Here is a 20,712-nt window from a genome sequence, read left to right on the forward strand (position 1 = left end):
AGAGTGCGCGGTCAGCGCTGGTCGTTCGGGCACCAGTAGAGCTTGCGCCCGCCGACCTCTTCGAGCACGATCTCGGTGCCGCAGATCCGACACGGCAGGCCGGCGCGGTGGTACACCCAGTGCCGGTCGTCCCGATGCGCCATGGCGCGGCGGTACGAGTCGGGATCGAGGTCGTCCATCGTCATCATCTGGCCGGTCTCGACGCCGATCGCGAGCAGATGCGCCCAGTCGCGCCACAATTCCCGCACGACTTCTTCCGGCACGTCACGTCCCGGCGTGTGCGGATTCAGGCGCGCGCGGAACAGCATCTCGGCGCGGTACACATTGCCGATGCCGCTGACAATCGACTGATCCATCAGCAGCAGGCCGATCGGGGTCGGCTTCTTGCGGACCGCGGCGACGAAGCGCTCTTCACCCTCGGCGAGGTCATCCACGAGCGGGTCGGGGCCGAGCTTGGCGATCGTCGCCGCCACCTCGTCGGGCGACTGCAGGGCGCAGGCGGTCGGGCCGCGCAGATCCGCGCACGTCACCTCGGTCATGAGGCGAAGGCGCACCTGTCCCACCACCGGCGGTGGCCACTCCGAGCCCTCGTCAGCGAGCCCCGTGGTCTGCTCGGACATGCGAACGTGCACCCGGGCCCGACGCGGCGCGCCGATCGAGGTCAACGAGTTCTCGCCCGCGGCGTCGAACACGGGGGCATCGAAGACCGCGGCGTCGAGCTCCGTACCCCGCTGATTCGTCTGGCCCATGCGTCCGTTCGCCGCGGCGATCGTCGGGTCGACGACGATCTCGCCCGCGAAGTCCCACGCGCCGTACATCCCGAGGTGCACGCGCAGCCACAGGTCTTCTTCGAACTCGAGGAACATCTGTTTGCCGACAGCACGCACATCCGTCGCCGTACGGCCATCGAGCAGTGCGGCTCCCTCGACGAAACGCCCCTGCGGGCTCGACGCGAAGACGCGCTGGCCGACGAAGTTCCGCTCGAACTGACGCGCGATGCGGTGGACGGAGTGCCCTTCGGGCATCAGCCAGCCTCGGGATCGAAGGCGTCGATGTCTTCTCCCCCGCGGTTCGCTCCCGCATGGCCGTTCTCGAGCGAGCCCGCGCGCGGGTCGGGAAGGAGCGAGCCGTCCGTCTCGTACGCGGCGATCTGGCCGATACGACGAACATGCCGCTCCTCGAACGTGAAGGGCGTGGCGATGAAGATGTCGATGAACCTGGCCGCCTCTTCGAACGTGTGCTGACGCGCGCCGATGGCGATGACGTTCGCGTCGTTGTGCTCGCGGGCGAGCTCCGCTGTGGCGGCGTTCCACACCAGCGCTGCACGGATGCCCTGCACCTTGTTCGCCGCGATCTGCTCGCCGTTGCCGGACCCGCCGAAGACGATGCCGAGCGTCTCGACTCCGGCGGCCTGGTCGCGAACGACCGCCTGCGCGGCCCGGATGCAGAAAGCCGGGTAGTCGTCCAAAGCGTCGTACTCGAGCGGGCCGTGGTCCACGACGTCGTGGCCTTGGTCGCTCAGGTGGTGCTGCAGGCGGGTGGAGAACTCCAGCCCGGCGTGATCAGTGGCGATGTGGATGCGCATGGGCTCAATCCTAGGGACGGGCCGAGTGGCCAATGGGTCAGGGCGCGATTCCGGATGCTGCGGGTTTGAATCCCGCGCGGACGTTCTCGCAGCACCCGGGCCGACACACGTCGAACCAGGGCCCGAGTTTCGTGACGTGCGGGCGTTCGGCCGCCGGGGTGCCCTTCAGGCGCTCCTCGATGAGGTCGACCAGGCCCGCGACGTAAGCCGGGTCGACGCCGGGAGTCGGGGTCCGGACGGCGGCGAGTCCCGCCTCCGCCGCGGCATCCATCGCCTCGGTATCGAGATCCCAGAGCACCTCCATGTGGTCGCTCACGAAGCCGAGCGGGACGATCGCGACGGCGCGCGCGCCCTCTGCGGGCAGTCCCTCGATCACGTCGCACACATCGGGCTCGAGCCAGGGCTGCGACGGCGGGCCCGAACGGGACTGGTACACCAGCTGCCACGGAACATCCGCAGCATCCGGGATCTCTTCCGCGATCCGCGCCATCACGTACGCGGCGACCGCGAGGTGCTGGGTCTCGTAGGCGCCGCCCTCACCCCACTCCCGATCGCGCGGGCCGGATCGCCGCGCGTCGTCCATCGGCACGCTGTGCGTGGAGAAGAGCACCCGGATCTCGCCTGGCGCGATGCCATCCGCGAGGAACTCGGCGACGGCATCGCGCACTCCGGCGACGAACGGGGCGACAAAACCGGGGTGGTCGAAGAACTGGCGGATCTTGTCGATCGTCACCGTTCCCCCGAGGCCCGTCTCGTCGAGCACGCGCGCGAAGTCCTCGCGGTACTGACGACAGCTCGAGAACGAGCTGTAGGCGCTCGTGGCGAGGGCGAGCAGCGTGCGGTGCCCCGCGGCATCCGCGGCCGTGACGGCCTCATCGAGGTACGGCGCCCAGTTGCGGTTGCCCCAGTAGACGGGCAGATCGATGCCGCGCCGGGCGAGTTCGGCCTCGAGCTTCACCTTCAACTCGCGGTTCTGCGCGTTGATCGGGCTGATCCCGCCGAAGTGCCGGTAGTGGTGGGCGACCTCTTCAAGTCGCTCGTCGGGGATGCCCCGACCGCGTGTCACATTCCGGAGGAACGGGATGACGTCGTCCTGACCCTCGGGTCCTCCGAAGCTCGCCAGCAGGAGCGCGTCGTAGGCGACGGGAACTTCGACGTGTTCCGGGCCACCGGCGGCGGCGGGGGATGCGTGGAGGACGACGGGGGTGACATCTGCGGGAGTTACGCTCACACGTCCCATCCTCCCACCGCCCCGAAGGGCGAGCGCCCGTTCGCCCGGGGCCGCTCGCGTAACATCCCGGTAAACCTCGACGCTTACACTTACGGCGAGGAGGCACGATGACGTCTGTCTCGGAGTTGGATTCCGCGACGACCGCACTGGTAGACCGCGCGGTCGCCACGTTGAGCGGGCGCCGGGTCGCCGTACTCACCGGCGCCGGAGTCTCAACGGACTCCGGAATCCCGGACTATCGCGGCAACGGCGCACCCGTCCGCTCACCCATGACGGCCCAGCAATTCATGGCCGACGAGTCCGCACGGCGGCGGTATTGGCTCGGCGGTCACCTCGGCTGGCACGCATTCTCGAGCGCTCAGCCGAACGCGGGTCACGAAGCGATCGCCCGGCTCGAGGCGGACGAGTTCGCCACGGGCGTGGTGACGCAGAACGTCGATGGTCTGCACGTGCGCGCGGGCAGCGGTCGGGTGGTCGAGTTGCACGGCACGATGCGCCGCGTGTTCTGCACCCACTGCGGCCAGGTCTTCGACCGGCGGGACATCTCCGAACGCATCGAGATCGACAACCCCTGGGTCGCGATGCCCGAGAACATCCCGCTCGGCCCGGACGGCGACGTCCTGCCCTCGTCGACCGATGGATTCGTCGTGCCGGACTGCTCGGTGTGCGGCGGGCTCCTCAAACCCGACGTGGTCTTCTTCGGCGAGTTCATCCCCGCAGAGAAGTTCCGCGAGGCCGAACAACTGCTGAAGACCAGCCAGGCCCTGCTGATCGCGGGTTCATCGCTCGTGGTGAACTCGGGCATCCGCCTCGTGGAACGAGCGCGCAGGCGGAGACTCCCGGTGATCATCGTGAACCGCGGAGTCACCCGCGCCGACAACCGCGCGACCATCAAGATCGACGCCGGGACTAGCGAAGTACTCGGCGCACTCGCGGCTGGACTCGCGGCTACCCGCTGACTCCTGGCCGTAGGCTCGGAGTCGTGACCGATCTGATCCTCCTCCGCCATGGTGAGACGGACTGGAACCGCGAGCGCCGTATCCAGGGTCTGAGCGATATTCCCCTGAACGAGACCGGCCGCGTGCAGGCACGCGCCGCGGGAGAGTTGCTCCGCATCGAACTCGCGGACGCCTGCCCGGTGGTGATGGTCTCGAGCGACCTGTCCCGGGCGGTCGAGACGGCCCAGATCATCGCCGACGCCCTCGGGGTGCCCGGTCCGCGGAAGTATCCGGGCCTGCGTGAGCGGGGCTACGGTGAGGCCGAGGGTGCTCTTGTCGCCGAGGTCCCGACACTCTTCGGCTCTGCCGAGCGCGATCTGATTCCGGGCGCGGAATCCTCGGCCGATCTGCGGGCGCGCGCGCTGCGGGCCCTGGATGAGATCGCAACGGATGTCGAACGCGCGATGTCCGGGGCATCCATCATCGCGGTCGCGCATGGCGCCCTCATCGCCGAGGTCGTGCGCGTGGCAAGCGACGGCGCGCTCCCGCGACCGGGCGAACGCATCGCGAACGGTTACCCGTTCCGATTCCAGCTCGACCGCGATGGCACCCCCGACGGCAGGGGCATCCGCCTCGCGACGGGCGACGACGGCGCCTCACGCGACGGTTTCCCCACGACGACCCGCGTCTGAGGCTGGAATACCGCGACCGCGGCTAGCCTGAACGCGGAGGATTCCGTGAACGATTCTGTTGACCCACGCGTGGGCGCCGACGAGCCCGCACCCGCTCGTGATGCGTCGGCGGGGCGCGGCCGCAGCCGCCGCGAGTTTCTGCGTGCCGGCGGCATCGCCGCTGCCGGCTTCCTCGCGGGCGGCGCGGTCGGAGGCGCCGCCGGCGCCGCGATCGGCGGTGCGATGGCGAACCAGGACGAGTTCGGCGCATTGGCGCCGCGCGAGGTCCCGGGCTTCGACCATGTGGTCGTCTTGATGGGCGAGAACCGCTCGTTCGACAATCTTCTGGGGTGGCTGTACACGCCCGACAATCTGCCGCCGGGCGAGACCTTCGAGGGTCTGGCGTTCGGAAACTACTCGAACCCCGATCCCGAGGGGAATCGCGTCGCGGCGCACATCTACTCCGGCCCGACGGACGTGATCATGGGCCAGCCGAACCCCGATCCGGGCGAGGCCTACCCGCACGTCAACACGCAGCTGTTCGGTACCGTCGATCCCGCGAGCAACGCCGAGCTCTGGCGGAACCAGATGAGTTTTCCCTTCAATGCGCCGAAAGACGGCACGAAGCCCACCATGGAGGGCTTCTTGAAGGACTACCACGTCAACTACGAAGAGCTTCACAAGGGCAAGAAGCCGACGGCGGACGAGGCGAACCAGATCATGGGCGGTTTCTCGCCCGAGATGCTGCCCGTCCTCTCGACACTCGCGCGCGAGTTCGCCGTGTTCGACCACTGGTTCGCGGCCGTGCCCAGCCAGACGTACTGCAACCGTTCGTTCTTTCACGCATCCACGTCGCACGGGTTCGTCACGAACCGCGGCGGGGGCGGCTACGAGAAGTGGTTGGACGCGGCGCCGCGTGACACGATCTTCAACCACCTCGATCGCGCGGGCATCAGCTGGAAGATCTACTTCGACGAGATGCAACTCGTCTCGCTCACGGGCGTGATGCACGCACCGGTGCTCGAGACGCACTGGCGCACCGAGCACTTCGCACACATGTCGGACTTCTATCAAGATGCGAAGAACGGCACCCTTCCGGCTTACGCGTTCATCGAGCCGCGCATGATCTACAACCACAACGACTTCCATCCGCCCTTCGGCGCACTTCGCAGCGGCGAGGTAGAGGGCACCCCGGTAGTGGATTCCGCGATCTCGGATGTCCGCGCGGGCGAGGCCCTCGTCGCCAACGTCTACGACTCGATCAAGAAGAGCGCGACACCGCAGGGCTCCAACGCCCTCAACACCCTTCTGCTCATCACGTTCGACGAACACGGCGGGACGTACGATCACGTCCCGCCGCCCGCCGCCACTCCCCCGGACGCGGACGCACCCGAGGGCGAGATGGGTTTCCGGTTCGATCGCCTGGGCGCACGTGTTCCGGCGATCGCCGTGTCGGCGTACACCCGGTCCGGAACGATCGTTCATGACGAGATGCATCATGGCTCGGTCATCGCGACGCTCTGCCGATTGCATGGTCTCGAGCCCCTGACACGTCGCGACGCGGGCGCCAACACCCTGTTCCCCGTCGTGAATCTCGAGGTGCCGCGTGATCCGAAGTCCTGGCCGAGCGTTCATCCGATGTACCTGCCTCGGCAGATCGACGAAGAAGAGATCGAAGACCTCGCACACGGGTCTCAGAAGGACAAACCGCTGAGCCCACCCGGAAAGGGCCTGCTAGGCCTTCTGCTCGCGAAGTACGGCGATGGGTCCGAGCCCGAACCCCAGACCTACGCGGATGCCTATCGTGTCGGCACGACGCACGGGCTGGGACTCTTCTATCCGAAGATCACGTCCGGCGCATAGCTCCGCGCTGAAAATGCTCTTGTCAGCTCGCTCAGCGTCACTCAGAGCCCCTGAGCAGGATGCGTAAAGCGAAACGTCGGATTCGGGTAAAGTCACCGACTATGGGCAAGCTCGATCACGCCGACCTCGCGCTTCTGAGCGCTCTCGCCGACGACCCCCGGGCGACCGTCGTCGCCCTGGCCGAGCGCCTGAGCCTCTCGCGAAACACCGTTCAGGCGCGGATGGCGAAGCTCGAGAAGGCCGGAGTGTTCCTCTCGTATGAGCGCACGATCGCGGCGCATTCGATCGGCTACCCGCTGCAGGCGGCGATATCTGTCATGCTGCGACAGAAGGAGCTGCCCGACATCGCGCCGCAGCTCGTCGAGATTCCCGAGATCATCCAGGCTTACGGCCTGAGCGGCCAAGTCGATCTGCTGGTGCATGTCGCGTGCCGCGACGCCCGACACCTGTTCGAGGTGGACGCACGCATCCTCGCCATCCCGGGTGTCGAACGCACCGAGACATCCCTCGTCATGGGTGAAGTCATCCCCTACAGACTGCGACCGCTCATGGACTTGGCACGACAGGAACGTTAGGCACCGGAACGACCGTCGACGGCGTTCCCGACCTCACGAACACGACGCCCGCGACGATCAGCGCCCCGCCGATCACCTGGACGAAGGTCGGCTGCTCGCCAAGCACGAGCCAGGCGATCAGGATTGCGAACAGCACCTCGGACAGACCGACGAAGGATGCCACGCGCGATCCGATCTGCGTCACCGCCAGCACGCCCAGTCCGTAGGCGAGGGCCGTTGCGATCAGGATCACCCACGCGAGCGGCACGTACCAGGCGACGGTGACCCCGGCCAGTACGACGTCGACGGGCGGCGCCGCGAACGGCAGGACTCCCACGAGCGAGAGCCCGCCGGAGAACATCGCGCCGACCGTCAGGCCGGCCGCCGCGAGAACGAGAGGGGGCAGACCGTCTCCGGCTCGCTCGCTCAGCAAGAAGTAACCGCCCAGCGACACCGCGGCGCCGAGCGCGAAGAGGACTCCCAGGGCGTCGAAGGTCGCGCCGCCGATGTCGATCACGAAGACGAGTCCGACGAGACTCACCGCCGAACCGAGTAGCACCAGTCGGCCCGGGGCGCGGCGCGTGCGCACCCATGCCAGGCCGACCAGCAGCACCGGCGCGAGGTACTGCACAAGCAACGCGACGCCCACCGGCATCCGCTGGATCGCGGCGAGATAGAACAGCTGGCACCCGGCGACACCGGTCGCCCCGAAGCCGACGATGATGACCCAATTGCGCTGCAGGATCCGCGGATCCCGCCGGAGCGCGAGGATCAGGACGGGCAACAGCACGATCGCCGCACCGGTCATCCGCACGGACGCTGCGGCCCCCGTTGACCAACCCGCCTCGATGAGCGGCTTCAGGAACGACCCGCTCGAGGCGAACGCGAGGGCGGACGCGAGCCCGGTCACGATGCCGATGGCGCGGTGGTCCGCGTGCTTCGTCGGGAGGGGGGCCGTCAGGCTCTGGACCATGTGCGTCCGTTTCACGCGAGAGGGATGTCAGGAGTGAACCTGTCATACACTAATGACGAGGTTGACTGATGTTCTCAGACGATACCGTCAGGAGTCAACATGGTTTTTATCCATGACACCCGATCCGCCCTGCTCGCAACCGTGGACCTGGTGAACACCCACCCAAGCACGTCGAGCGAGGGCCAAGACGCCCTCACCACGATCGCCGAGCTCGACGAGTTCTTGAGAGTGCACCCGTACACCGGAGGCATCCGTCACGACGAAGCCGAGCTCGGCGAGATGCGCGATATCCGCGGCCGGCTGCGCGCTCTCTGGGACGTCGATCGCGAGGGTGCCGTACCCCTCGTCAACGCAATGCTGCACGATGGCGGCGCACTCCCGCGCCTGGTCATCCACGACGATTACGACTGGCACGTCCACGCCACCTCCGACGACGCACCGCTCGCCACAAGGATCCTGGTGGAGGCGGCCATGGCGTTCGTCGATGTCATCCGCTCGGACGAGTACGCGCGGGTTCGCCTGTGCGACGCGGATGACTGCGAATCGGTCTACATCGACATGTCGCGCAACGGCTCGAAGCGCTACTGCGACACAGGCAACTGCGGAAACCGCATGAACGTCATCGCGTACCGGAAGCGTCAGGCCGATCGAGAAAGCGCCTGATCGCGTCGGCCGCCACGGCGGGCGTCTCGTAGTGGATCAGGTGCCCGACGTCCGGGATCTCGACGAGCTCGGCATCGGCGAACAGCTTCGCGAGACGACGCTCGGCCTCGATCGGGGTGATGTCGTCGCGCTCGGCCGCGACCAGCAGCGTCGGCTGCACGATGCGCGCGGCGAACTCCGACACATCGTGTGACACCGAGGTCACGAACGCGTCGCGCAGCATGTCTCGGTCGGCGAACCGCGAGAAGTACGTGTCGTGCTGGTCGTGGATGAACGCACGCAGTTCGGGATCCTTCGTCTTCGCCATCGACACACTCATGACGCGGACGATGACCTTGTTGCGCAGGAGGGCGTCCCCCAGACGCGCGGGAAGGCGCGCACCGGCCCAGTAGTAGAAGATCGCGAGCCGCGTCAGAATGCCGCGCGGGCCCTCGAGCGCCGGGGCACCGATCGGGTTCACGAGGATGACGGATGGCACCGGCATCCCCTCGGCGACAGCCGCCGACACGACGATCGATCCGAACGAATGGCCGAGGATGACCGCGCCCGGTGCGACCGCGTCGACGAATTCACGCAGCCACCCGACATAGGCGGCAAGATCGTGCGTGACCCCCGGGAGCGGTGGCGTCTCGCCGAAGCCCGGCAGATCGGGTGAGATGACCCGGACCCCGGGCAGGTACGCCACGACGGGCTCGAGCCCGTGGTGTTCGCCGCGGAAGCCGTGCACCGCGATGACGGTGGTCTCGGCATCCGTCGGACCGTACTCCCAATAGGCCGTGATGCCCCCGCGCACCGGCACCTCGCGTCGCACGACGGGAGTCGCCGCCAAGAGGTCGGCGTACGGCTGGGGAGCACTCACCCTGCGAGTCTACGGATGCCCACGTCTCGCGACCTCCGGGGTTCGGCATCACGGTACGCCCGGCGTGTAGGGCGCCCCGGTGAGCCTGGCGTGCGATGTCGGTGCGGGGCCATAGCGTGTTGGCATGTCGCAGGTCCTTCCCGAGCCGCTCTTCGGCGACGATTTCTTCGCCCCCGCAGCGCCGCGCTGGTCGACCACTCTGGGCGTGTTCGATCTCGAGACGACGGGTGTTGATGTGGAGACCGACCGCATCGTCACCGCCCACGTCGGCGTGCTGGACGCCAGCGGCACAGTCACGCGGCAGCGGTCGTGGATGGCCGACCCGGGCGTCGATATCCCCGAGGGTGCAACCGCGGTGCACGGCATCACGACCGCATTCGCCCGGGCCAACGGTCTTCCCTCGCCACAGGTCGTGGCCGAGATCGTGACCGAGTTGCGGGCGATCTTCGCCGCCGGAATCCCGGTCGTGGCATACAACGCGCCCTACGACTTCTCGCTGCTGAAGTACGAGTCGCTGCGCCATGGTATCGAGCCGATCCTTGCGCCCTCACCCGTGATCGACCCGCTCGTGGTCGACAAGACGTTCGATCGGTACCGACGCGGCAAGCGCACACTCGACGCGGTCGCGGCCCACTACGACGTGCTGCTCGAGGCGGCGCACACGGCGGCGGACGATGCGATTGCGGCCGGCCGCGTGGCGCAGGCCATCGCTGCCCGCTATGCCGACCGACTTCCTTTCAGCGAGCACGAATTGCACACGCGCCAGATCTCTTGGGCACGGGCACAGGCCGAGAGCTTGACCGAGTACTTCATCAAGGTCGGTCGTCTCGAGCCGACCGAGACGCTCGACGGCGCGTGGCCGATCCGCTGAGACTCTGCTCCCCTGTTCTCGCTCCGACCCGCGGGCAACGCGAAAGGCCCCGCCGAAGCGAGGCCTTTCGGAACGTCGGTGAGACGTCGAAGTTACTTGCCGAAGCCCTTGAAGCGCTGGTTGAACTTCTCGACGCGACCGGCCGAGTCCATGATGCGCTGCTTGCCCGTGTAGAACGGGTGCGAGGCCGACGAGATCTCGACATCGATGACCGGGTACGCGACACCGTCGAGCTCGATCTTCTTGTCGCTCGACACGGTCGAGCGAGTCAGGAAGGTTTCGCCCGAGGCGAGGTCGCGGAAGACGACGGCCTGGTAGTCGGGGTGGATTGCAGTCTTCATGGGGTGTTCCTTGCGGCGATTGCGGAAGAAGAAGTCTCTGGTGCGCCGATCGAGCGCTGGCACCAAGGACCCATCTTATCAGACGGGACCCGTCACAGTTGCCTCAGCCCGCGGCGCGGGCCGTGTAGCGGCCCTCGTCGAAGCGCAGGGTGATGGGCAGACCGAACGTCTCGGTGAGATTCTCGGCGGTGAGGGCTTCCTCGAGCGGTCCCGACGCGACCGCTGAGCCATCCCGCATCAACAACACATGGGTGAAGCCGACGGGGATCTCTTCGACGTGGTGCGTGACCATGACCATCGCGGGCGTCGTCGGCGCCTGGGCGTAGCCGCCGAGGAGTGTCAGAAGCTCCTCACGGGCGCCGAGGTCGAGGCTCGCGGTGGGCTCATCCAGCAGCAGCAGCTCGGGGTCGGTCATGACGGCGCGGGCGATCTGCACCCGCTTCTGCTCGCCGTCCGAGAGTGTGCCGAACGTGCGGTCCGCAAGGTGATCGAGGTTCCATTCGGCGAGCACGCGCAGAGCACGTCGCTCGTCGATGTCTTCGTAGTCCTCGCGCCACCGGCCGAGGACGGCGAAAGCCGCGGTCATCACGGCATCGAGCACGCGCTCGTCCGCCGGCATCCGGCGCGCCATCGCCGATGAGGCGAAGCCGATGCGGGGACGGAGCTCGAAGACATCCGTTCGCCCGAGGCGCTCCCCCAACACGTGGACTTCGCCACTCGAGGGGTACATCACCGTGTCCGCGAGCTGGAGCAGAGTCGTCTTGCCTGCACCGTTGGGGCCGAGGATCACCCAACGCTGGTCGTCATCGACGCTCCAGTTCAAATGATCGACGATATCGCGACCGTCTCGGCGTACGACCACATCATGGAACTGCAGGACCCCGGCCATTGCCCCAGCCTATCGGGCCGTGCGCCCGCTACCGGGCAGCGACAACCTACCCGCCGACAACGCGCGTATACAGGTCGTGGGTCTCGGCCGCGATGCGGTCCCAACTGAACGATGCGGCGGCTCGTTCGCGTCCCGCGCGCCCGTACTCCGCGGCTCGAGCCGGATCACTGACGACCTCTGTCAGCACATCCGCGAGATCGCGCACGTAGCGGTCGGGGTCGACGGGCGTGCCCGAGCCATCCTGCAGCTGCTCGATCGGGACGAGTCGTCCCGTGACGCCGTCTTCGACGACCTCGGGGATGCCGCCCGTCGCCGTCCCGACCACGGCCGCACCGCAGGCCATGGCCTCCAGGTTCACGATCCCGAGGGGTTCGTACACGGACGGGCATACGAACGTCGTCGAGGCGCTCAGCAGCGCCCGCAGCTCGCGGCGCGGCAGCACGCGGTCGATCCAGACGACCCCGCTGCGTTCCTGTTGCAGACCCCGCACCGCGGACTCCACTTCGGCGAAGATCTCGGGGGTGTCCGGTGCGCCGGCGCACAGCACCAGCTGGACATCGGGAGGCAGCAGGGCGGCAGCACGGAGCAGGTACGGCAGCCCCTTCTGACGAGTGATGCGCCCGACGAAGACCACCGACGGACGGTCGGGGTCCAACCCCAGGCTGCGCGCGAGGTCCGGGTCATCCAGAGGCGCCCATTCGTCCACATCGATGCCGTTGTAGATGACGTGCACCTTCTCGGGATCAAGGGACGGATAGCTGCGCAAGATGTCCGTGCGCATGCCGCCGCTCACCGCGATCACCGCGGCAGCCGACTCGTAGGCGGTCTTCTCGATCCAACTCGACACGGCGTACCCGCCGCCCAGCTGCTCCGACTTCCAGGGACGCAGCGGCTCCAGGCTGTGCGCCGAGACGATGTGCGGGATGCCGTGGAGCAACGATGCCGTGTGGCCCGCGAAGTTGGCGTACCAGGTGTGAGAGTGGACGACATCCGCGCCCGCGACATCCCCGACGATCTCGAGATCAACGCCCATCGTCTGAACCGCGGGGTTCGCCGCCCCGAGTTCAGCCGGGACGGCATACGACGTCGTTCCCGGCTCGTCACGGGGTGCACCGAAGGCTCGAACGCGCACGTCCATCCGGGTTCGAAGCGCTCGCACGAGCTCCGTGACATGGACGCCGGCACCCCCGTATACCTCAGGCGGATACTCCTTGGTGACGATGTCGACGCGCATGCTTGCAACGCTAGTCGCCGCAGGAAGTGGGGCATAGTCTGTCGGCATGGCTACACCGCCGAAGGTATTCGGAATCATCCTCGCCGGCGGCGAGGGCAAGCGCTTGATGCCACTGACGGCAGACCGAGCCAAGCCCGCGGTGCCCTTCGGGGGACAGTATCGGCTGATCGACTTCGCGATCTCGAACCTCATAAATTCGGGACTACGACAGCTCGTCGTCCTGACCCAGTACAAGTCGCACAGCCTCGACCGCCACATCTCGCAGACGTGGCGCATGTCGACGATGCTCGACTCGTACGTGACCTCGGTGCCGGCGCAGCAGCGCCTCGGCAAGCGATGGTTCTCGGGATCGGCCGACGCCATCCTGCAGAGCCTCAACCTGATCAATGACGAAAAGCCCGACATCGTCTTCGTGATCGGCGCCGATCACGTCTATCGGATGGATTTCCGGCAGATGCTCGACGCCCACATCGAGTCCGGCGCCCGAGCGACCGTGGCCGGTATCCGGCAGCCGATCTCGCTCGCCAACCAGTTCGGCGTCATCGACGTCGACAAGGCCGACCCGACACGCATCCGGGACTTCCTCGAAAAGCCCCAGGACCCGGAGGGCCTCGCGGATGCGCCCCACGAGGTTCTCGCGTCGATGGGCAACTACATCTTCGACGCGGACGCCCTCATCGAGGCCGTCGAGGCGGATGGCGAGCTGACGACGTCCAATCACGACATGGGCGGCGACATCGTGCCGTACTTCGTGGGCCGCGGCGAGGCGGGCGTCTACGACATGAAGCGCAACGACGTGCCGGGTTCGACCGACCGCGACCGGGCCTACTGGCGCGATGTGGGCACGATCGATTCGTTCTTCGACGCGCACATGGACCTGATCTCGACCCTTCCGATCTTCAACCTGTACAACACGGACTGGCCGATCCACTCGCAGACCGTCAACTCGCCGCCGGCGAAGTTCGTGCGCGACTCGGTCGGACGCATCGGCAATGCCATCGACTCGATCGTCTCTCTCGGATCCGTGCTCTCGGGAACGCACCTCGAACGCAGCGTCGTCGGACCGTGGGCTCTCGCGGGCGGCGGATCGACTATCACCGACTCGGTGCTCTTCGACTACGTCCGGGTCGGCTCGGGCGCTCGCATCCATCGCGCGATCCTCGACAAGAACGTCGAGCTCGCACCGGGAGCGACCGTCGGCGTCGATCGCGAGCGAGACCTCGCCCGCGGATTCACCGTGACGGATTCCGGGATCACGGTCGTCGGCAAGAACGTCCGCGTCGACCCCTGACCGGGCGCTGCGCGGCAGCACGGGTGCCGCGCGCTAGCCTCGTGGTGTGAGTTCAGACGCCGCCCGCCTGCTCGTCGTCCTGGACGCCGACTCCACGCTGATCCGCAACGAGGTCATCGAGTTGCTCGCCGACGAGGCCGGGCGCGGGCCCGAGGTCGCCGCCGCGACCGAGGAGGCTATGCGCGGCGAGGTCGACTTCGCCGAGAGTCTGCGCACGCGAGTCGCCGCCCTGGCCGGAGTTCCGGTTTCGGCATTCGGTCGTGTGGTCGCTCGCATCGAGCCGACACCGGGTGTTCGTGAGCTGATCGCCGCCGTGCACGAGCGCGGCGGTCTGGTCGGGGTCGTATCCGGAGGATTCCACGAGATCCTCGACACGGTCGCACCCGCGCTCGGCGTGGATATGTGGCAGGCGAACCGTCTGGTGCAGACGGACGGGATGCTCGCCGGCACGGTGGACGGCGCCATCATCGACAGCGCGGCGAAGGCCGACAGGTTGCGCGAGTGGGCGACACAGCACGGCGTTCCGCGCGAACGCACGATCGCGATCGGTGATGGTGCGAACGACCTGACGATGCTCGCCGTCGCCGGGCTCGGACTGGCGTTCAACGCCAAGCCCGCCGTTCGTGCCGCTGCACCGCTCGTGATCGGTCGCGTGGACCTTCGCGAGGTCATCCCGCTGCTCCCCCGCTAGCTTCCCGACCCTCGCGCGATGTCGGTGGCGCGGCGTAGCGTCTCGGCATGGACATCATCCTCGTACCGGGTCTCTGGCTCGATGCCTCCTCGTGGGATGCCGTCGTCCCGACGCTGACCGATGCCGGTCATCGCACCCATCCGCTGACGCTCCCGGGAACCGGTGCCCCCGCTGCCGAGTCTGCGGACATCGGCATCGCCGACTGGGTCGCGGCGGTCGTCGCGCAGATCGACGCACTGCCCGGCGAGGTTGTGGTCGTGGGCCACAGCGGAGGCGGCAACGTCGCCTACGGAGCACTCGACGCGCGCCCAGAGCGCGTCGCACATCTCGTCCTGGTCGACACCGTGCCCCCGCCGGACGGCTCGATCATCTCCGAGTTCGAGGTGGTAGACGGCGTCATCCCGTTTCCCGGATGGGACAGCTTCGACGAACCGGATGTCGCGGATATCGACGAGACCACGCGTCGGGCCTGGGCGGCCCGCACCCTGCCCGTGCCGGCGGGCGTGCCGATGGATCCGATTCACTTCCACGATCTTCGCCGCCACAGACGCCCCGTGACCGTGCTGAGCGGACCCCACGACGAGGGGGCACTGCGCGCGATGCTCGAACAGTGGCCGGCATGGGGCAGCGAATTCACCGCGCTCGAAGACGTGCGTGTCGTGCATCTGGGCACCGGACACTGGCCCCAGTTCACGCAGCCGACCGCGGTGGGTCAGGCCATCCTCGACGCCATCGCGCGCTGACGAGTCGAGTTCGACGAGCAGTCCGCTCGGCGTGGGTTCAGTGGCCCATCCCCAGGCCGCCGTCGACGGGGATGACCGCCCCGGAGATGTAGGCGGCGTCGTCCGAAGCGAGCCACGTCACGACACCGGCGACCTCGTCGGGCGTCGCGAAGCGACCGGCCGGAATGCTGCGCTTGTACTCGGCCTGCGTCTCGTCGGGCAGGGCCGCGGTCATATCGGTCTCGATGAAGCCGGGCGCGACGACGTTCGCCGTGATGCCGCGCCCGCCGAGCTCGCGCGTCAGCGAGCGGGCGAAACCGACGAGCCCGCTCTTGGACGAGGCGTAGTTGACCTGTCCCGCGGAACCATAGAGGCCGACGACGCTCGAGATCAGGATGACTCGACCCCAGCGTGCGCGCAGCATGCCCTTCGATGCCCGCTTGACCACACGGAACGCGCCGCCGAGGTTCGTGGAAACGACCGAGTCGAAGTCGTCTTCCGACATCCGCATCAGCAGCGTGTCTTTCGTGATGCCCGCATTCGCCACGACCACCTCGACGGGACCGAGCTGCGCCTCGACCTCGGTGAACGCGGCATCCAACGAAGCGGAATCGGTGACATCCGCGCGGACCGTCAGCGTCCCCTCGGGCCCCTCGCCGGACCGGGCCGTCACGGCCACGCGGTGTCCGTCGGCAACGAAGCGTTCGGCGATCGCGCGACCGATGCCTCGGTTTCCGCCGGTGACAAGGACGACGCGTTCGGTGGTCATGGCACTCCTGTGGTCGAGGTGGGACCGCTCAACACTACCCACGCGTGCGTCGCGTTGACATCCGGGCGCGGGCGCTGCGAGTCTGAGGTGTACCGACGAGAGGCTTCCCATGACTTCCACCCCGGCCGCAGGCGATCCCGGCAACTATCCCCCCGCGCCCCCGGTGTCGCAGGGATACCCGGCTGCTCCCCCGGCCAGTGGATACCCCGCGGCGCCCGGCTACGGCACGTATCCTCCCGCAGCGAAGACGAACACGCTGGCGATCGTGTCGCTCATCAGCGCCATCGTCGGTTTTGTCCTGATCCCGTTCGTGCCGTCGATCGTTGCCGTCATCACCGGTCACATGTCCCTCGGTCAGATCAAGCGCACGGGCGAGCAGGGACGCGGCCTCGGGCTCGCGGGCACGATCATCGGCTGGGTCGGCGTCGGGCTGTGGGTGCTCGCCGTGATCGCTCTCCTGGCATTCCTCCCGTTCTTCATCACCATGGTCGAGAACTCGCCCTCGTCCTACTCCTGATCCGCGCTCGTTCACGAGCCTGGTGTCCTCCGGGCGGCGTACGCTGGTCAGTACCGTGAAAACACACGCCGAATCCCTGTCATCGACCTCCTTACCGCGCGCTCCGCGCGACGAGGCCGCGGCACGCATGCGGCGGTACATGTGGACCATGGTCATCCGCATCACCTGCTTCGTGCTGATGGCCGTCGTAACGCCGTACGGCTGGTACACCTGGGTGTTTGCGGCAGGAGCGATCTTCCTTCCCTACGTGGCCGTGATCGTCGCGAACGTCGGGTACGACTCGAGTGCACGGGCGGAGCCGGTCCAGCGGATGCTTCCCGCTCCGGTCGCCCCCGCATCCTCAGCTGCCGCGCCCCGGTCGGCGACGCCCCCGGGTGTGATCCTTCTCACCGAGACACCGCGGTCCGAGGACACGCGCTGATGTCGATGCTCGGCGGCGGGCAGGAGCCCGGCGGAACACCCTGCTCCCGCGCGGGCTGTCGAGCGGACGCCTCATGGCAGGTCATCTGGCGCAATCCCCGGATCCATACGGCCGACCGGCGAAAGGTCTGGCTCGCGTGCGACGAACACGCCGAGTACCTCCGCGACTACTTGGCCGCGCGCGACTTTCCCGTCGAGCTGGCGCCTTTCGCTCCGCAGACGGACGCGACACAGGATTCACTTCGCCATGCGGCTGCCGAGGGCGGCTGATGGCCCGGAAACACAGCATGCAGAATCTGCCGACGGCGGGCCGCTGGGCGATCTATGTGTCGCTCGCGGTCGTGTTCGCGATCGCATGCGCGTTCCTGTCGAACTGGCAATTCACCCGTAATCAGGAGCGTTCGGCGGACCTCGCGCTGATCGAGGCCAATTACGACGCGTCACCGGTGCCCGTGTCATCCGTTCTCACGGGCACCTCCGACTTCGATCCCGACACAGAGTGGTTGCCCGTCGTGCTGCAGGGGCGATACCTTCCCGACGAGCAGCTGCTCGCCCGGAACCGGCCGCACGGCGGCACGAGTGCCTTCGAGGTGCTGACGCCGTTCCAGCTCGATGACGGCCGCATCGTCATCGTGAACAGGGGCTGGGTCCCGCCCGCTTCCGACAGCTCGGACCCGGCCACCGTGCCCGCTCCTCCGTCCGGCGAGGTCACCGTCACTGCTCGGTTGCGCCCGAGCGAGGCGGCGCCCGCATCCGGGCGTGGCGCGCCCGAGGGCCAGGTGCCGGTCATCGACCTGACCGCGATTGCCGAGCTCACCGGCACCGAAACCGTCACGGCCGCTTACGGCCTCATGGTTTCCGAGGATCCCGCACCCGCCGAGCGTCCGACGGCGCTGACCTCGCCGACGGAAGATCCCGGTCCTTACCTGTCTTACGCGATCCAGTGGATCCTGTTCGCCATCATGGGCTTCATCTTCATCGGATACGTCATCAAGACAGAGATCGCTCAGCGGCGCGAAGACCGCGCAGAGGCCGGCGAGGACGATCCGGAACGGGATGCCTCCGCCCCTCGCGCGCCGCGGCCTCCTCGAGTTCCCGCGCGGCGACGCGACGCGGACACCGACGCCGAGGATGCCATCCTCGACGCGGCCGCCCGCTGACTGGGCGCGAGGTAATCGCTCAGGCGAGCGAGACGAGGTCCGCGTATTCGCGGTTCCAGATGTCTTCGACCCCGTCGGGCAGAATCAGCACGCGCTCGGGGTTCAGGGCCTCGACGGCTCCCTCGTCGTGCGAGACGAGGACGACCGCACCCTCGTAGTGCGAGAGCGCGCCGAGGATCTCTTCACGCGACGCCGGGTCGAGGTTGTTCGTCGGCTCGTCGAGCAACAGCATGTTCGCGGACGACACGACGAGGGTCGCGAGCGACAGCCGCGTCTTCTCCCCACCCGACAAGACCCCGGCGGGCTTCAGCACATCGTCACCCGTGAAGAGGAACGATCCGAGCACCTTGCGCGCTTCGGTCGCCGTGATGTCGGGCGCCGCGGACATCATGTTCTCCAGCACTGACCGGTTCACGTCGAGGTTCTCGTGCTCCTGCGCGTAGTAGCCGATCTTGAGGCCGTGACCCGGCTCGAGCTGCCCGGTGTCGGGCTTGTCGACCCCCGCCAGGATGCGGAGCAGAGTCGTCTTTCCCGCGCCGTTGAAGCCGAGGATGACGACCTTGGACCCGCGGTCGATGGCGAGGTCGACATCCGTGAAGATCTCGAGCGATCCGTACGACTTTGAGAGCCCCGACGCCATGAGCGGGGTCTTGCCGCAGGGCGCCGGCTTCGGGAATCGGAGCTTGGCAACCCGCTCGACCTGGCGGACCTCGTCCAGGCCCGACAGCATCTTCTCGGCGCGCGCGACCATCTGGTGCGCAGCGGCGGCCTTTGATGCCTTCGCACCGAAGCGCGCGGCCTGCATCTGCAGCTGCGTCGCCTTCTTCTCGACTCCGGCGCGCTCCTTCTTGCGGCGCTCCTCATCTGCCACGCGTTGACGCAGGTAATTCTTCCAGTTCATGTTGTAGATGTCGATGACCTGGCGATTGGCGTCCAGATAGAACACGCGGTTGACGGTTTCGCCCACGAGCTCGACATCGTGGCTGATCACGATCAGCCCACCCTTGTAGTTCTTCAGGAACTCGCGCAGCCACACCACGCTGTCGGCGTCGAGGTGGTTGGTCGGTTCGTCGAGGATCATCGAGTCGGCATCCGAGAACAGGATGCGAGCCAACTCGATACGGCGACGCTGTCCACCCGAGAGCGTGCTGAGCGGTTGGTCGAGCAGTCTGTCGGGGAGCGACAGATTGTGCGAGATCGTCGCCGCCTCGGCCTCGGCCGTATATCCGCCGAGAGCTTCGAAGCGCTCCGTCAGGGCGCTGTAGCGGTTCATCGCCTTCGCCGCGACGGCCGAATCGTCGTCGCCCATCGCGAGGGCGGCTTCGTGCATGTCGATGGCCAGAGTACCGAGTCCGCGTGCGTCGAGGATGCGTGTGCGCGCGAGCATCGTCGGGTCGCCTGTGCGGGGATCCTGCGGGAGGTAGCCGAGCTCACCGGTGCGTTCGACCCGCCCGTCCGCGGCGGGCAGATCCCCCGCCAGGACTTTTGTAAGGGTCGTCTTTCCGGCACCGTTGCGGCCCACGAGCCCGATCTTGTCGCCGGGCGAGACGCGGAAAGAGACGCCCGACATGAGGATGCGGGCGCCCACGCGGATCTCGAGATCGTGCACGGCGAGCACAGCGGATGTCCGTTCCGTCGGTGGGGTGGGTACAAAAGAGGCAGAGGTGCCAAACCCCTAGTATAAGTCGGGAGCGCACACCCCATCGCGATAGAGCGTCCGCTGCGCCGATGCCTGCTGTCCCGACGCCTAGGAGTCTTCATGACCGCCCTCGCCCCCGCCGCCGGCTCACGCCGAGTCCTCGCCGACATCATCGCGCGGCCCTCCACCCGCGCCCGGGCTTTCGCCATGGACGCGACGCTCGTCCTTGCCGGTGTCGCCGTCGTCGCACTCCTCGCGAAGGTCTCGTTCTACATCGGCCCCGTGCCCATCACGGGCCAGACGCTCGGCGTCATCCTCGTCGGTGCGGCGCTCGGCGCCCGCCGTGGTGCCGCGAGCCTCACGTCGTACATGCTGCTCGGCCTGGCCGGACTTCCGATCTTCGCCGGACCGGTCGCAGGGCCCGCGTATGTCCTCTCCCCGTCCTTCGGGTTCATCGTGGGCTTCATCCCCGCGGCGTTCGTCGCGGGATGGTTCGCGCAGCGCGCCTGGGACCGACGCCCGGTTCTGGCCTTCGTCGGATTCGTCGCCGCGAGCATCATCCCGTTCCTCGTGGGCGTGCCCTACATGGCACTGATCCTCGCCAACGTCGTCGGTTCGGATGTGTCGTTCGCCTCGATCATGGGCGCGGGCGTGCTGCCCTTCATCGTGCCCGGACTGATCAAGGCCGCCTTCGCGGCCCTGCTGGTCCCCGCCGCATGGATGCTGGTGCGGTCGCTCGATCGTCGTGCTCGCGACTGAGGAACTGTCATCAACGCGTAGCCCGCTCACGGCGACAGCCTCCGAAGATGTGAGAACTCTCATCTTGGGTGG

Annotated in this window: 24 protein-coding genes; 14 read left to right on the plus strand and 10 right to left on the minus strand. The window is 67.6% G+C overall.

All coding sequences use genetic code 11. The features are described 5' to 3' along the window. Nucleotides 1-11 precede the first annotated feature (11 nt). Genes ACIQ0W_RS03540 through ACIQ0W_RS03550 form a run of 3 tightly spaced genes read right to left on the minus strand, consistent with a single transcriptional unit; the run spans nucleotide 12 to nucleotide 2,825 of the window. The gene (locus ACIQ0W_RS03540; RefSeq protein WP_396641460.1) at nucleotides 12-1,025 is read right to left on the minus strand and encodes an Fpg/Nei family DNA glycosylase; all 1,014 of its coding nucleotides are present in this window, start codon (nucleotides 1,023-1,025) and stop codon (nucleotides 12-14) included. Then, nucleotides 1,025-1,585 (minus strand): ribose-5-phosphate isomerase, encoded by a 561-nt coding sequence (locus ACIQ0W_RS03545; protein ID WP_396641461.1) that lies wholly within the window; start codon nucleotides 1,583-1,585, stop codon nucleotides 1,025-1,027. Before ACIQ0W_RS03545 ends, ACIQ0W_RS03540 begins: the two co-directional genes overlap by 1 nt. A 37-nt stretch (nucleotides 1,586-1,622) precedes the next feature. Next, nucleotides 1,623-2,825, minus strand: a complete 1,203-nt coding sequence (locus tag ACIQ0W_RS03550; RefSeq protein ID WP_396641462.1) for a ferrochelatase — start codon at nucleotides 2,823-2,825, stop codon at nucleotides 1,623-1,625. 98 nt (nucleotides 2,826-2,923) lie between these two features. Here ACIQ0W_RS03550 and ACIQ0W_RS03555 point away from each other — a divergent pair, with 98 nt between their 5' ends. The 4 genes from ACIQ0W_RS03555 (at nucleotide 2,924) to ACIQ0W_RS03570 (ending at nucleotide 6,863) form a co-directional block, all read left to right on the plus strand. Next, a complete protein-coding gene (locus ACIQ0W_RS03555) occupies nucleotides 2,924-3,775 on the plus strand; it encodes a Sir2 family NAD-dependent protein deacetylase (protein ID WP_396641463.1) in 852 nt (283 codons plus the stop codon). 23 nt (nucleotides 3,776-3,798) lie between these two features. After that, the gene (locus tag ACIQ0W_RS03560; RefSeq protein WP_396641464.1) at nucleotides 3,799-4,446 is read left to right on the plus strand and encodes a histidine phosphatase family protein; all 648 of its coding nucleotides are present in this window, start codon (nucleotides 3,799-3,801) and stop codon (nucleotides 4,444-4,446) included. Between the two features lie 45 nt (nucleotides 4,447-4,491). After that, entirely contained in the window at nucleotides 4,492-6,288 is a 1,797-nt protein-coding gene (locus ACIQ0W_RS03565) for an alkaline phosphatase family protein (protein ID WP_396641465.1), read from the plus strand. A 101-nt stretch (nucleotides 6,289-6,389) separates the two neighbouring features. Then, a complete protein-coding gene (locus ACIQ0W_RS03570) occupies nucleotides 6,390-6,863 on the plus strand; it encodes an Lrp/AsnC family transcriptional regulator (RefSeq protein WP_396641466.1) in 474 nt (157 codons plus the stop codon). Here the strand turns inward: ACIQ0W_RS03570 and ACIQ0W_RS03575 are convergent. Beyond that, nucleotides 6,835-7,815: an EamA family transporter gene (locus tag ACIQ0W_RS03575; RefSeq protein WP_396641467.1), complete on the minus strand. Its 981-nt coding sequence runs from the start codon at nucleotides 7,813-7,815 to the stop codon at nucleotides 6,835-6,837. The two genes, ACIQ0W_RS03570 and ACIQ0W_RS03575, sit on opposite strands and share 29 nt — an antisense overlap. Before the next feature lie 99 nt (nucleotides 7,816-7,914). On the opposite strand from ACIQ0W_RS03575, the gene ACIQ0W_RS03580 reads away from it, so the two are divergent. Beyond that, nucleotides 7,915-8,478, plus strand: a complete 564-nt coding sequence (locus tag ACIQ0W_RS03580) for a CGNR zinc finger domain-containing protein (RefSeq protein ID WP_396641468.1) — start codon at nucleotides 7,915-7,917, stop codon at nucleotides 8,476-8,478. Here ACIQ0W_RS03580 and ACIQ0W_RS03585 read toward each other — a convergent pair. Next, complete coding sequence (locus tag ACIQ0W_RS03585) at nucleotides 8,435-9,337, minus strand: alpha/beta fold hydrolase (RefSeq protein WP_396641469.1); 903 nt, start codon at nucleotides 9,335-9,337, stop codon at nucleotides 8,435-8,437. The two genes, ACIQ0W_RS03580 and ACIQ0W_RS03585, sit on opposite strands and share 44 nt — an antisense overlap. 124 nt (nucleotides 9,338-9,461) lie before the next feature. Between ACIQ0W_RS03585 and ACIQ0W_RS03590 the strand changes: the two genes are divergently transcribed. Continuing rightward, nucleotides 9,462-10,208, plus strand: a complete 747-nt coding sequence (locus ACIQ0W_RS03590; protein WP_396641470.1) for a 3'-5' exonuclease — start codon at nucleotides 9,462-9,464, stop codon at nucleotides 10,206-10,208. A 92-nt stretch (nucleotides 10,209-10,300) separates the two neighbouring features. On the opposite strand, the gene ACIQ0W_RS03595 is transcribed toward ACIQ0W_RS03590, so the two are convergent. The 3 genes from ACIQ0W_RS03595 to glgA form a co-directional block, all read right to left on the minus strand. Beyond that, nucleotides 10,301-10,549, minus strand: coding sequence for a type B 50S ribosomal protein L31 (locus ACIQ0W_RS03595; protein ID WP_396641471.1), 249 nt, complete (start codon nucleotides 10,547-10,549; stop codon nucleotides 10,301-10,303). Between the two features lie 103 nt (nucleotides 10,550-10,652). Beyond that, the gene (locus tag ACIQ0W_RS03600) at nucleotides 10,653-11,438 is read right to left on the minus strand and encodes an ABC transporter ATP-binding protein (protein ID WP_396641472.1); all 786 of its coding nucleotides are present in this window, start codon (nucleotides 11,436-11,438) and stop codon (nucleotides 10,653-10,655) included. 46 nt (nucleotides 11,439-11,484) lie between these two features. Beyond that, nucleotides 11,485-12,672 carry a glycogen synthase gene (gene glgA / locus ACIQ0W_RS03605; protein WP_396641473.1) on the minus strand — a complete coding sequence of 396 codons (1,188 nt, stop codon included), beginning with the start codon at nucleotides 12,670-12,672 and terminating at the stop codon, nucleotides 11,485-11,487. 46 nt (nucleotides 12,673-12,718) lie between these two features. On the opposite strand from glgA, the gene glgC reads away from it, so the two are divergent. Genes glgC through ACIQ0W_RS03620 form a run of 3 tightly spaced genes read left to right on the plus strand, consistent with a single transcriptional unit; the run spans nucleotide 12,719 to nucleotide 15,397 of the window. Further along, the gene (gene glgC, locus ACIQ0W_RS03610; RefSeq protein WP_396641474.1) at nucleotides 12,719-13,963 is read left to right on the plus strand and encodes a glucose-1-phosphate adenylyltransferase; all 1,245 of its coding nucleotides are present in this window, start codon (nucleotides 12,719-12,721) and stop codon (nucleotides 13,961-13,963) included. 46 nt (nucleotides 13,964-14,009) lie between these two features. Continuing rightward, the gene (serB, locus tag ACIQ0W_RS03615) at nucleotides 14,010-14,654 is read left to right on the plus strand and encodes a phosphoserine phosphatase SerB (protein ID WP_396641475.1); all 645 of its coding nucleotides are present in this window, start codon (nucleotides 14,010-14,012) and stop codon (nucleotides 14,652-14,654) included. 47 nt (nucleotides 14,655-14,701) lie between these two features. Continuing rightward, a complete protein-coding gene (locus ACIQ0W_RS03620) occupies nucleotides 14,702-15,397 on the plus strand; it encodes an alpha/beta fold hydrolase (RefSeq protein ID WP_396641476.1) in 696 nt (231 codons plus the stop codon). A gap of 37 nt (nucleotides 15,398-15,434) precedes the next feature. Here ACIQ0W_RS03620 and fabG read toward each other — a convergent pair whose 3' ends face one another. Beyond that, nucleotides 15,435-16,145 carry a 3-oxoacyl-ACP reductase FabG gene (fabG, locus tag ACIQ0W_RS03625; protein ID WP_396641477.1) on the minus strand — a complete coding sequence of 237 codons (711 nt, stop codon included), beginning with the start codon at nucleotides 16,143-16,145 and terminating at the stop codon, nucleotides 15,435-15,437. A gap of 109 nt (nucleotides 16,146-16,254) precedes the next feature. Here fabG and ACIQ0W_RS03630 point away from each other — a divergent pair, with 109 nt between their 5' ends. The 4 genes from ACIQ0W_RS03630 to ACIQ0W_RS03645 are packed head-to-tail and all read left to right on the plus strand — an operon-like array spanning nucleotide 16,255 to nucleotide 18,242. Beyond that, complete coding sequence (locus ACIQ0W_RS03630) at nucleotides 16,255-16,662, plus strand: DUF4190 domain-containing protein (RefSeq protein ID WP_396641478.1); 408 nt, start codon at nucleotides 16,255-16,257, stop codon at nucleotides 16,660-16,662. Between the two features lie 55 nt (nucleotides 16,663-16,717). After that, nucleotides 16,718-17,083 carry a DUF3099 domain-containing protein gene (locus ACIQ0W_RS03635; RefSeq protein ID WP_396641479.1) on the plus strand — a complete coding sequence of 122 codons (366 nt, stop codon included), beginning with the start codon at nucleotides 16,718-16,720 and terminating at the stop codon, nucleotides 17,081-17,083. A gap of 5 nt (nucleotides 17,084-17,088) precedes the next feature. Beyond that, nucleotides 17,089-17,352 (plus strand): hypothetical protein, encoded by a 264-nt coding sequence (locus tag ACIQ0W_RS03640; protein ID WP_396641656.1) that lies wholly within the window; start codon nucleotides 17,089-17,091, stop codon nucleotides 17,350-17,352. After that, nucleotides 17,352-18,242, plus strand: a complete 891-nt coding sequence (locus ACIQ0W_RS03645) for an SURF1 family protein (RefSeq protein ID WP_396641480.1) — start codon at nucleotides 17,352-17,354, stop codon at nucleotides 18,240-18,242. Before ACIQ0W_RS03640 ends, ACIQ0W_RS03645 begins: the two co-directional genes overlap by 1 nt. A gap of 19 nt (nucleotides 18,243-18,261) precedes the next feature. Here ACIQ0W_RS03645 and ACIQ0W_RS03650 read toward each other — a convergent pair whose 3' ends face one another. Then, a complete protein-coding gene (locus tag ACIQ0W_RS03650; RefSeq protein WP_396641481.1) occupies nucleotides 18,262-19,860 on the minus strand; it encodes an ABC-F family ATP-binding cassette domain-containing protein in 1,599 nt (532 codons plus the stop codon). 141 nt (nucleotides 19,861-20,001) lie between these two features. On the opposite strand from ACIQ0W_RS03650, the gene ACIQ0W_RS03655 reads away from it, so the two are divergent. Further along, nucleotides 20,002-20,640, plus strand: a complete 639-nt coding sequence (locus ACIQ0W_RS03655) for a biotin transporter BioY (protein WP_396641482.1) — start codon at nucleotides 20,002-20,004, stop codon at nucleotides 20,638-20,640. Nucleotides 20,641-20,712 lie beyond the last annotated feature (72 nt).

This window comes from Microbacterium sp., assembly GCF_044340635.1.
Classification (GTDB): domain Bacteria; phylum Actinomycetota; class Actinomycetes; order Actinomycetales; family Microbacteriaceae; genus Microbacterium.